Here is an 11,904-nt window from a genome sequence, read left to right as displayed (position 1 = left end):
ACAATGAAAACTATAAAGAACCTGCAAATATCGACACTGCTGTGCACAGCAGCTTTTCTTGCCGCTTGTAGTGGTGGCAGTGGTCAGGATACGGAAGAGCAACCAAATACCAACCAATCCGATAATGGCACCAACTATACCGGGCCGTCACCAGAAACTGATGACGTCAACCAGTACAAGCGCTATATCTGGGATAACCTGGCTGCACAAAATCGTTGTGGTAGCTGTCACATAGAAGGCGCACAGAGCCCGCATTTTGTTCGCGGTGATGATATTAATGCGGCTTACGATGAGGGTCGTGAGCTGGTCAACCTTAGCCTCCCAGAGGAATCCCGACTGGTAACGAAAGTGGGCGGTGGCCACAATTGCTGGCTGTCCAGCGACGATGCCTGCGCGGAAATTATTACAAACTATATTGAGGAGTGGGCTAGAGCCAGCGGGGGCCTCAGTAACACAGTTACGCTGACTCCACCGGTAGAACGCGATGTAGGCGCGAGCAAGAGCTTCCCCGTTTCCAGTAGTAGCTTTGGCGGTACCGTATATCCTGTGTTGCGCAATTATTGTGCTAACTGCCACAGTGAAGATGCCGCACTCACACAAAAACCCTATTTCGCCAGCTCCGATGTCGATATTGCCTACGAAGCGGCAAAAAGCAAAATGAACCTGGATACTCCAGCGGATTCTCGCTTCTCTGTACGCCTGGGCAGTGAGTTCCACAACTGCTGGGATGACTGCTCCGATAATGAAGCGGAAATGACAGCAGCTATCCAGGCCTTTGCAGATAGTATTGCCCCCACCCAGGTAGACCAGAACTGGGTTATCAGTAAAGCCCTGCGCCTTACCGATGGCATTGTGGCCAGCAGCGGCGGTCGGGTGGAAAATAATGCAATCGCCCTGTACGAATTTAAAACCGGCAGCGGCACTACCGCCTACGATACCTCTGGGGTAAACCCGGCCATTGACCTGGCCCTGTCCGGGGATGTGGAGTGGATCGAATCCTGGGGATTGCAGCTAAAAGGTGGTAAGGCCCAGGGAGCCACTGCCACCAGCCGCAAATTGTATGAAACCCTCAAGGCCACCGGCGAGTACTCTATCGAAGTCTGGGCCGCACCCGCCAATGTCACCCAGGAGGGGCCCGCACGCTTGGTCACTTATTCCGGTGGTGACGATATTCGCAACTTCACCTTGGGACAGGCACAGTACAGTTACACCTTTCAAAATCGCAGCGACAGCACCGATGCTGACGGTATGCCGGCATTGATGACCGATGACGCCGACCAGCAGGTACAGGCAAGCTTACAGCATGTGGTCGCTACTTATGATCCGATCAATGGCCGCAGACTTTATGTAAACGGTGCCGATACCGGTGAAGCAGAGCCCAGCGAAGCGGGCCTGCTCAATACCTGGGACGATACCTTCGCCCTGGCTGTGGGCAGTGAGGTGAGCAACGGTAACAGCTGGCAAGGCTCCATCCGCATGATGGCAATCCACTCCCGCGCCCTGTCCGCCGAGGATATTGCCACCAACTATGAAGTTGGTGTTGGCGAAAAATACCTGTTGCTGTTCAAAGTCGAAGAGCACACCGGTATCGCCGACAGCTATGTAATGTTCACCGTGCAACAGTTCGACAACTACGCCTATTTATTCAGTGAGCCCACTTTTGTCAGCCTCGATGAAAGCGTGGATCCCCAAGGTGTTGTCATTGAGGGCATGCGTATCGGCATTAATGGTCGCGAGGCGGAAGTGGGCCAGTCCTGGGCCAAATTCTCCACAGAAATCGACAGCAGCTACGTGCCTCTACAGGGCCAGCCGCTATCCAGGCTGGGTACCATTATCACCCTGGATAAGGGCCCGCTATCCGACGAGTTCTTCCTCACCTTTGAGCGTATCGGCAATGCGACTTTTACCAGGGTGGAACCGACACCAGCAGCGCCGGCCGAGCCCGCAGACCTGGAGGCACAACCGCGTATCGGCCTTCGTCGCTTCGAGCAGATCAACGCCAGCCTGTCCCGTGCCACCGGTGTTTCCAGTGCTCATCCGGATGTTATGGAAACCTGGGAAACAGTAAAACGCCAGCTGCCTGTCTCCAGTGATATCACCGGATTCCTGGCCGCGCAGCAGATGGGTATTACTCAGCTTGCAGTGAAATACTGCAGTACCCTGGTAGATTCCAGCGGGCGCAGCAGTTATTTCCCCGGCTTTGACTTCAGTGCTTCAGCCAATACCGCTTTCGACAGCGCCAGCAAACGGGCTCTGGTGATCGATCCACTGATACAAAGCTTACTCGGCCATGAAATGAACTGGCACGATGGCAGCCATTCACAGCTGACTAGCGCTCCGGACCTAAGCACAGTAGAAACGGAATTGAATAACCTGATCGACACTATGACCTCCTGTGGCAACGGCTGTGAAGCCGATCGCACCGAGACTACCGTCAAGGCTGTCTGTGCTGCTGCCATGGGCAGCGCCATGATCTTGATTCACTGATAGAAAAAATGGGCTTAAACGCGGGTGCGGCTTAAATAGCAAACCCGCTGATTGCAAATAATGCCCCAATAGAACTTAAAAAATAATTTACCGGCACATCGGATAAAAAATCCGGGAAGACTATGAGCAAGAAAAAACATTTTGAGCTGGACCAGCCCCTGCGCCACCCGGATCATCACCGCCCGGTGACCCGCCGTGACTTTCTCGCCCAGGGTTTTCGCGCAGGCATGGCCACCGTCCTCGGCGGTTCCGTATTCAGTATGTTCGCCAACCCGCAAAATGCCCACGCAGCGCTGTCTTCCGACTTGGAGAACCTGCGTAAAAGTAATGGTGGTCCTTGTGATGTGAGCGCTTTCGGGGCTGGTAAGATTCCATTTATCTGTTTTGATCTTGCCGGTGGCGCCAATATCGCAGGCTCCAATGTATTGGTGGGTAAACAGGGCGGGCAAATGGATTTTCTCGGCACCGCCGGCTACAACAAACAGGGCCTGCCCGGTGATATGATTCCCTCCGCTGGGGAAGGCTTCGTTAACAGCGACCTCGGACTCGCCTTTCATAGCGACAGCGGCTTGTTGCGCGGTATTTTGGAAAAAGTGGGGTCCGGCACCGCCGCAGCCACAAACGGTGCTGTGATTCCAGCGCGTTCGGAAAATGATACCGGCAATAACCCCCACAATCCCATGTACGGCATCAACCAGGCTGGGGCCAATGGTTCTCTTCTGGCCCTGATCGGCTCTCGTTCCAGCGATTCCGGTGGCAATTCCATGTCCCCATCGGCAATGATCAACCCCGAGGTACGCCCAACCAAAGTCGATAGACCCTCAGACGTTACCGGCCTTGTGGATGTAGGTGATCTGGTTGGACTGCTCAGCCAGGAAGACACAGTTGCGGTCATGGAATCTATGTACCGTATTTCCGATGCCAAGCTCGGTAAGGTAAACACCCAGGTGGGCGCTGATGCGATTATCAAGGATATGGTGCGCTGCGGTTATATGAAGAGTGCCGACCTGGCGGACCGTTTCGGCAATCCCGCTGACCTTAACCCCGAGGCGGATCCGGACATCGTCGGTCCATCCGGTATTTTTACCAGCGCAGAATTGAGCAGTGATGGCGAATTCCGCAAAACCGCTTCGGCAATGAAGCTGGTGGTAAATGGGTATGCCGGGGCCGGCACCATCACCATGGGCGGATACGATTACCATACTGGCGATCGCGCCACTGGTGAGATGCGAGATCTGCGCGCCGGCCGCTGTATCGGTGCCTGCCTGGAGTATGCCGCGCGCCGCAACCAACCATTGATGATTTATGTTTTCAGTGACGGCTCGGTATTTTCCAACGGCATGATTGATGACTCTGCCGAAGGGCGCGGCAAAGGTGTATGGACAGGGGACGACCAGCAGACAGCGGCTTCTTTCTTCCTGGTTTACAATCCTGCAGGCCGCCCGCAATTACTCGGCGGCAGCGCTGACGAGCAGGCCCGCCATCAGCAGTTGGGATTTATGCGCGCATCCGGGGATGTAGAAACCGCTTCCAGTCCCGCCGCCAACAACGTCAACCTTCTGGTGGAAACGGTAGTGTTGAATTATCTGGCCCTACATGGCGAGCAAGGCAATTTTGCCAGCCTCTTCCCCAATCACGGGCTGGGCAACAGTGCTCTGATGGACAGCATGACCGCGTTTGGCCCTATAAGATAATTTAATACCCAGATGTTACGTATTATTCAATCTCTCCTGTTAAGCAGTGCCGCCCTATGCGCGGCACCGGCTCTGGCCGAATGGCACTATGCCGAGCGCGCTATTATGGGCACTGAGGTCCGCCTGCAACTCTGGCACGAAAACGCCAGCGAGGCAGAGTACCTGATTGAAGAAGTGATGACGGAATTCCACCGTCTCGATAGCCAGCTTTCCCCTTATAAGCCACAGAGCGAATTATCCCTGGTAAACCGCGAAGCTGGCCAGGGAACTGTGAATATTTCCGAGGAGATGGTATCCCTGATTGATAAGTCCCTGTGGTTCAGCCGCCTGACCAATGGGGCATTCGACATCAGTTACGCTACCCTGGGTAAACACTACGATTTCCGCAACAAGCAACAGGCAGATACCGAACTCACCGACTCATTGCTGGAAGCACTGAACTATCACCACTTACACCTTAATAAAAAGTCCAAAACTCTACGCTTTGGTCACAGAGAGACAAAAATTGACCTGGGAGGCATCGCCAAAGGATACGCTGTGGATAAAGCCATCGAAATCCTTAAAGAAGCTGAAGTCTGCTGTGCCAGTATCAGTGCTGGCGGCGATGCGCGTATGCTCGGCGACAAACACGGCGAGCCCTGGCTGGTAGGCATCCGTCACCCTCGTGAAAAAAGCAAAAGCGCCGCGGTAATTCCGTTACGTGATATTGCCATTTCAACTTCCGGTGATTATGAAAGATTCTTTATTGATGAGCAGCAAGATCGCGTACACCATATTTTCAACCCGAACACTGGCAGGCCCGCGGACACTGCGGCAGGGGACAGTGATAAATTGATCAGCGTGAGTATTATCGGCCCACACGGTTTCGATACCGACCCACTTTCCACCAGTGTGTTTGTACTGGGCAAGAAAAAGGGCTTAGCCCTGATTGACCGCCTGCCCCAATTTGAAGCAGTGGTCATAGACAGTAATAAACGCCTATTCTTCAGCCAGGGATTGGCGAATCCATAATAATCGTTCCAACGTCGTAAAGAATTTGCCAACGGGATCACACCAGATAGTTGCACCCCTGACATAATTTGCGCCCATTACACAATAAAGCCAAAAGCAAGCGAAAGGCCTTCCATGGGACGCGTCCTCTATTTCTTTATTTTTTCAATCGCCCTTCTTATCGGCACAGCGTCCCAGGCTGAGCAAAAAGCTTTTTCCGCTGAAAAACTGGAAGATTTAAAGCGGGATGTCATCAAGCTGAACCGGGATTTATTGATTCTCGAGGAGGACTTGCTATACCCGGCACAAAGTCAGGTTGCATTTTATGTCTCTGTGGATATCGGCCATTATTTTCAGCTGGACGCAGTTAAATTGCACGTCGACAATAAGCTTACTGCAAGTCACCTGTACACCGAACATCAGCGCAATGCGCTAATGCGTGGTGGCATCCAGCCTTTGCACAAAGGCAACCTGAAATCTGGTGAATACACCATTTCTGCATTTTTTACCGGCTTTGGTCCCGAGGGACGAGAATACAAACGCGGCGCAACTCTGGATCTGAAAAAAACCGATGAACCCGCGGTAATCGAATTACGAATCTCAGACAAGACCGGCAAACAACAGCCGGACTTTGAATTGATTCAATGGCCTGCGCCCTGATTTCTCATGTGCTACCGGTCACTCTCTCGTATCATATTGAGTATCACCCTGCTGAGCGCGGGCTTACCTGTGCATGCCGCAGAGTTTGAAAATACTCCAGAAGAAGCTCCCCTAGAGGAGGAAAATAAATCCGAAATTAAAAATTACCGTCAGGCTCAGGATATGCCTTACGGTGCCACTCTGTATGAGTACTTTCAGGGAAATAGCTTCGATGCCCTCAGTACTCTGCTCGTTGCCCAGCAGCGGGGCTCCATTAAAGTTCACCGCGATAGTGCTGCACTGATTGAGGGGGGCATCAGCCTCAGTTTTGGCTTGCATAAGCGCGCTGCTGAACTCTTTGAGCAGCAACTTCAGGCTGCCAACCAAAGTGCAGCCCCCCAGTTGCGCCAGACAGCATGGCTTAAACTGGCCGAGCTGAATTACTTACAGGGAGATTTTTCCTCTGCCGCAGCACACCTGGAAAAATCCGGGGCGACAGATTCTTCCACACTGCCCCTTAACCTGGCCTTGCGCAGTGAGGATATTGCCACGGCCACAAAGCATCTCAAAAATGCCAATCTGCCGCTGGCACAACGCCTGCTCGCACATATTAACCTGGCGGCTGCGCTGGCTCGCAGAGGTGATCTCAATGCGGCCGCAAAGGAATATCGCTTTGCAAGCTCGCTGGCGGCAGAGCAGGATGAGGCCTCGGAAGAACTTCTGATCCTTGCCGACAAAGCGCATATTGGCGCTGGCTATTCCCTGGCACTAACCGGGAATTTTGCACAAGCACAGAAAGAATTTTCCCATGTTCGCTTGCATACCCCCTGGGCCACCAAGGCATTGCTGGGTCTCGCCTGGTCCTCCATCAATGGGGAGCAATACCAGGAGGGGGTAGAAGCACTGCGGTTTTTATTGGCAGAGCACGAACACAGCCCTGCCGCGCGCGAAGCCAGGGTTGCCCTGCCCTATGCCTATGAAAAACAGGCTGAACATAGTAGGGCCCTGAGCGCCTATAGCGATGCTGCCACCTACTACCAGGCCACAATACAGCAGCTGCAAAAATTACAGCGGCAACTGGCCTTAGAACCGCTGGCCGATACCAACCAGTTTAGTCAGGCCCAGCGCTATGGCTGGCTGCAACTGGCCCAGGCTGCGCCCCTATTACGTGATAACCAACATTTTCTTTTACCTATTTTACAAAGTGACCAATTCCAGTTACGCCTGTCAGAACTCCGCGATCTACAGCAGATGGATACAGTGCTCATTGACTGGTCACAGAAAATCCCACAGCTGCACTCCCTGATTGATGAGCGTCATCAACGACGCTCCGGAATAATTGATAAATATCAGAGCGCTGAGTTTAACCAGCAACTGCAAATTGCCAGCCAGCAATATCGCAACCTCAATGATGCCCTGGCTCAGATAGAAAATAAGCGTGATGTGTTGGCGTTGCTCGAAGTTACCGGCGGCGGAGAGGACGACAATAGCGAGATCGCCGAGATGCTGGAAATACTGCAAAGCGCAGAGCAACGCTATCAACTTCTACGCAGCAACGGAAAAGGGTCGGATTATCAGGAGGAAACTCTAAATCGTGCCCGTGGTATTTTGATGTGGCAGGCAAGCGAGGAATATCACCAACGCTTATGGCAACAGCATAAAACCTTGCAAAAAATTGAAATCAGTTTACGCAATGGTGAGAAACAACTGCGTAAGACTTCTGTAGAAGCTGATCGCGCGCCACAATTGACCCAATTGACGAATCGCCTGGAAGTCACTGCGACACTGTTGACAGGTCAACGCGCAGCCATTGCCCAAGCCGCAGCGGTGATTGAATCAGCCTTACGCCAGGATGTTATCGCTGAACTTAAACGGGAACAGGTGCGCATTCAAGGTTACCAAGCTCATACCCGTCTCGCCATCGCCCGACTGCAGGATGCGGCCATGCAGGAGGCCGCCCGACAACCACTGCTGGAAAGGCCGTTAGAAAGTAACGGTTTGGAAGTACAGAACCAGGAAAATGCTAGAGAAAAAAATAGCATCGAAGTAGAAAAAGTAACTGAGAAAAAGTCTGTAGAAATATCTGCTAGTGAAGGGGTTCAAAGTGAGTAAATCCCTGCAAAAGCCCAAGGGCTTCTCCCTGTATTTACTCGCCGTTGCTATTTGCTGTGTTAGCACAGCCTGTGGTAATCAGTCGGCGCTGACTTTGGCCGACCTGCCCACAGTCAAGCAGCCAAGTTCCAATGAAGAGTCTGTTCAAGCTTCACCCGAGCCAGCCCCTGTGGATATCTCCACCCTGGTACAAAGCTACCAACAGGCCTTGGCCAGTCAACCAGATCCGCAGGTTCGCGCACAAATTCGTCTGCGCTTGGCCGATCTGGAAATGGAGCGACTGGAGCAGCATCAGGCGGACAACCCGGAAGATTCCATCGGCTTTACCAGCGCCGTTCAGCATTATCAACAACTTGCCCAGGAGAGTCCCCGGGACGACTATATTCTCTATCGCCTGGCGCGCGCTCGCGCTATGGATGGTGAGATGCCTGGTGCACTTCAGGCACTTGAACGTATCGCCCAGGGAGCCCCTGACTCACCTTTTATGGGAGAGGTGCTGTTTCGTCGGGGTGAGGCGGCTTTCAATCGCAAGAATTATTTGGCAGCAGCACAGGATTTCCGCACTTTACTGGATAAGGGGGAAAGCCCTTTTGCCGATAATGCCCGCTATATGCTCGCTTGGTCGGAATTTAAATCCAGTGATTACCGCAGCTCGACAGAGATATTCCTGGAGTCCCTGGATATTTTGCAGCAACGCGCCACCCAGGATGAACTACCTCTGGGACAGAAACGCCTGCGCGAAGACAGCCTGCGGGGCCTGGCACTGAACTTCAGTTACCAGGGCGGCGCTCAGGCAATCGAGTCTTTTAACCCGGAAGGCAAACCCAGAGATTACCAGCATCTCCTCTACAGCGCCCTAGGTAGTTGGTATCGGGAAAAAGAGTTGTTTCGCAATAGTGCGGATACCTACCTGGCTTTTGTGAAGCACTATCCCAATAGCCTTGAGGCTCCCTCATTACACCTGCAGGCTGTAGAGACATTGCAAAGTGGCGGCTTGCATGACGAGGTGTTGCCGGCCAAGCGCGAGTTCGCGCAGCGCTATGGTATTCGCAGTGAATATTGGCAGCAGGCGGACGAAACCCAGCGCGAAACCCTGTCACAATCATTGCGTCCATGGCTGGAAGAACTAGCTCAATTTGACCACGCGCGTGCACAGGAACTGGCTCAGCTGGCAAATAAAGCTCCAACGAATAAACCGACGCAAAAGCGTAAACTCAAGGCACAATCGCGAAACGCCTATTTGGCTGCAGCTGAACTCTATCGTCAATTCTCCCAGACTTTTCCACAGGATCCACGCACTCCTCCGATAGTTTTCCTGATGGCAGAATGCCTGGAGCAGGCTGGCGATTATCCCGGAGCTTGGCGTGCCTACAGCCAGGTGGCCTGGGAATATAAGGACAAAAAGAACAGCGCAGAAGCTGGCTATGCAGCGATTCTCAGCTCGGAGCAAGTATACAAGCAGATGCCGGACCAGGATGCCGAACAGAAAACCCTGTGGCTGGACCGCAATATTGAAACCAGCCTTAAATTTGCTCAGAGCTGGCCGGAAGATAAAAGAGCGCTGCCGGTACAGCTCTCTGCCGCAGATAAACTGCTGCAACAATCGCGCTTTGTTGAAGCCATAACTGCCGCAAAAGCTGCTGACAGTTGGCAGCCACCGGCCAATAAGCAGCAGCAATTGAATATCGCCATGATCCTGGCCCATAGCCACTTTTCATTAAAAGATTATGTTGCCGCAGAAGCTGCTTATACACGCGCACTGATTTACCAGGTAAAAGGGAACCGTTTGCGTGAGGATACACGCAAGCAATTGCAGCTTTCCATCTACCGCCAGGCGGAATTGGCCCTTGCCCAACCCACAGTCACTGAGGAAGGGAAGGAAATTATCAGTGAGGAAGCTCTGAGTCATTTGCTCCGAATCAGGGAGAGTGGCCGCAGCGAAATTGCAGCCAGCGCTCAGTATGATGCCATCAACCACCTGATGGAATTGCAACAATGGCAGCGCGCCAGTGCCGAACTGGCAGATTTCCGTAGTTTTTATCCAGCGCACCAACTCGCCCCCACTCTCGCTGCCAAAGCCGTAGTTATCTTTGAGGCGTTACAGATGCCCGCTGCGGCGGCCGGTGAGTTGCTGCAACTTGCCCAAAGTGATCCCGATCGTGAGGTTCGGCGCCAATCCCTGTTCCTTGCTGCGGAGAGTTTACAAAAAGCAGGGGAGCATCAGCGCGCAATTGAGAATTACCGCGACTACAACAAGCTCTGGCCACAACCCGTAGAGCAGCGCCTGGAAGCTCAATACCAGCTGGTGCAGCTGTACGGACAATCTGTTCAGCACAAAAAACGTAATTATTGGCTACAACAGCTCGCAAAAAATTCTGAAAAATCTCCACGCGGCCGATACTTGGCGGCTTACGCTCAAAGCGCATTGGCGGAGCAGAGTTATGAAAAATTCGCTGCGATCAAATTACAGTTACCACTTAAAACCAGTCTCTCGAATAAAAAGCGGGCTATGACAACCACTGTAGCTGATTATCGTAAAGTCCTGGAGCTGGGAATCGCAGACTTCGCCACCCAAGCCAATTTCCGTTTAGCGGAAGTCTATCGCCAGCTTAGCGGTGACCTGATGGAATCCCAACGTCCCAATAACCTTAACGAATTGGAGCTGGAACAGTACGAAATTCTGCTTGAAGAGCAGGCTTACCCCTTCGAAGAAAAGGCCATTGAATTACATCAGGCCAATATCCAGCGTACAGGTGACGGGATTTATGACGATTGGGTCAAGCGCAGCTTCTCCTCTCTTGGTGAACTGTTACCAGCGCGCTATAAAAAACCGGAAGCAACTCTGGAGTGGAGCCATGCACTGCACTGATTTGCGCAATTGCCCCACTGGCACGATTCGTCTGGCAACAGCACTGCTTCTGCTATTCACACTTAGTGCTTGTAGCAGTCTACAGCTGGGAAAAAATTCACAGCAAAACGATCTCTCAGTTGAGCGCCCCCTTACGGAAAATCCCTATTTGGCCAACGCCAAACGGGTTCCCAAGGAGGCCAGCGTTGCTATGGCCGCGGCACACCAAAGCTTCACCAGTGGAGACAGCCCAAAGGCAGAGGCACAGTTGCAACAGGTTATAGAGCGCTGGCCGCAACTGTCCGGACCCTGGCTCAACCTGGGAATAGTGCAGCAAAAAGGTGGACAGACTGATACCGCGGAAAGCAGCTTCCGCAAGGCATTAGAGATCAATGACAGTAATGTATTTGCCTGGAATCAATTGGCCACGCTGCTACGCGACAACGGCCGCTTTGACGAGGCCGAACAATGTTACCTGCAAGCATTGGAGCGCTGGTCTGACTACAGCGATGCTCACCGCAACCTGGGAATTTTATACGATCTTTATATGAATAAGCCCAAGGACGCATTGCAACAATACCGTTTAGCCCAGAACAGTCGTGAACAAACGGACAAACTGCTAAATGCATGGATACTGGAATTGGAGCGCAGACTCTGATGCGAGAAAAATTAATTATTCTACTAACTGCCATGTTTGCCAGCTCTAGCGCCCAGGTCGAGGAGGTCACTACCCTTGAGTCAACAGTGATAGGCAGCCAGGAACAGCCCAAGGTGCTGTATATCATCCCCTGGAAACAGGCAGACAGTCTACAGCGTTTGGATAGCACACTACCCCAGGCTTTCAACACTGTTTTCAAACATCAGGAATTCTCGGAACTGCAGCGCGAAATTCAATTGTTGAACACAAAGCAGGCTGTGGAAGAATAATCAAAGCATAAAAAACAACAGTAATCGACGTTCATCCAGCTTTGATTTTACTGAATAACTTTGCTGGGGTTCAGTAAAAAATAGAAGAATCAAAGCATTACGGTGACTTTTTACTTATCAGGAGATAATTGGCAAAGCCTCGGCGTCTGTGTCAATTTCATTCAAAACAAACCAAGTAGTAGCGGAGCTACTATTTGGCAAAAAATC

At 52.3% G+C, this 11,904-nt stretch carries 8 protein-coding genes; all 8 read left to right on the top strand.

The window, feature by feature from the left end; genetic code table 11:
• Positions 1 to 3 precede the first annotated feature (3 nt).
• The 8 genes from GL2_RS08145 to GL2_RS08110 all read left to right on the top strand — a co-directional run bounded on the left by GL2_RS08145 (position 4) and on the right by GL2_RS08110 (position 11,697).
• The gene (locus GL2_RS08145; protein WP_143730186.1) at positions 4 to 2,487 is read left to right on the top strand and encodes a LamG domain-containing protein; all 2,484 of its coding nucleotides are present in this window, start codon (positions 4 to 6) and stop codon (positions 2,485 to 2,487) included.
• Between the two features lie 122 nt (positions 2,488 to 2,609).
• Entirely contained in the window at positions 2,610 to 4,181 is a 1,572-nt protein-coding gene (locus GL2_RS08140; RefSeq protein ID WP_143730185.1) for a general secretion pathway protein GspF, read from the top strand.
• Positions 4,182 to 4,193: 12 nt separating this feature from the next.
• Positions 4,194 to 5,192, top strand: coding sequence for an FAD:protein FMN transferase (locus GL2_RS08135; protein WP_143730184.1), 999 nt, complete (start codon positions 4,194 to 4,196; stop codon positions 5,190 to 5,192).
• A gap of 114 nt (positions 5,193 to 5,306) precedes the next feature.
• Positions 5,307 to 5,831, top strand: coding sequence for an AraC family transcriptional regulator (locus tag GL2_RS08130; RefSeq protein ID WP_143730183.1), 525 nt, complete (start codon positions 5,307 to 5,309; stop codon positions 5,829 to 5,831).
• Positions 5,832 to 5,867: 36 nt separating this feature from the next.
• On the top strand, positions 5,868 to 7,922 hold the full coding sequence (locus GL2_RS08125) for a hypothetical protein (RefSeq protein ID WP_143730182.1): 2,055 nt from the start codon (positions 5,868 to 5,870) through the stop codon (positions 7,920 to 7,922).
• The gene (locus tag GL2_RS08120; RefSeq protein ID WP_232053792.1) at positions 7,915 to 10,791 is read left to right on the top strand and encodes a tetratricopeptide repeat protein; all 2,877 of its coding nucleotides are present in this window, start codon (positions 7,915 to 7,917) and stop codon (positions 10,789 to 10,791) included. Before GL2_RS08125 ends, GL2_RS08120 begins: the two co-directional genes overlap by 8 nt.
• Positions 10,778 to 11,428 (top strand): tetratricopeptide repeat protein, encoded by a 651-nt coding sequence (locus GL2_RS08115; protein ID WP_172621090.1) that lies wholly within the window; start codon positions 10,778 to 10,780, stop codon positions 11,426 to 11,428. The genes GL2_RS08120 and GL2_RS08115 overlap by 14 nt, the downstream gene beginning before the upstream one ends.
• On the top strand, positions 11,428 to 11,697 hold the full coding sequence (locus tag GL2_RS08110; RefSeq protein WP_143730180.1) for a hypothetical protein: 270 nt from the start codon (positions 11,428 to 11,430) through the stop codon (positions 11,695 to 11,697). The genes GL2_RS08115 and GL2_RS08110 overlap by 1 nt, the downstream gene beginning before the upstream one ends.
• Positions 11,698 to 11,904 lie beyond the last annotated feature (207 nt).

It is taken from the genome of Microbulbifer sp. GL-2 (assembly GCF_007183175.1).
In the GTDB taxonomy this organism is placed as follows: Bacteria; Pseudomonadota; Gammaproteobacteria; order Pseudomonadales; family Cellvibrionaceae; genus Microbulbifer.
This window is presented reverse-complemented; position numbering and strand designations above follow the sequence as displayed.

Bases quoted from the DNA above. Each gene is read 5' to 3' on its own strand.
- GL2_RS08145 (WP_143730186.1), top strand. From the start codon at position 4: ATGAAAACTATAAAGAACCTGCAAATATCGACACTGCTGTGCACAGCA.
- GL2_RS08140 (WP_143730185.1), top strand. From the start codon at position 2,610: ATGAGCAAGAAAAAACATTTTGAGCTGGACCAGCCCCTGCGCCACCCG.
- GL2_RS08135 (WP_143730184.1), top strand. From the start codon at position 4,194: ATGTTACGTATTATTCAATCTCTCCTGTTAAGCAGTGCCGCCCTATGC.
- GL2_RS08130 (WP_143730183.1), top strand. From the start codon at position 5,307: ATGGGACGCGTCCTCTATTTCTTTATTTTTTCAATCGCCCTTCTTATC.
- GL2_RS08115 (WP_172621090.1), top strand. From the start codon at position 10,778: ATGCACTGCACTGATTTGCGCAATTGCCCCACTGGCACGATTCGTCTG.
- GL2_RS08110 (WP_143730180.1), top strand. From the start codon at position 11,428: ATGCGAGAAAAATTAATTATTCTACTAACTGCCATGTTTGCCAGCTCT.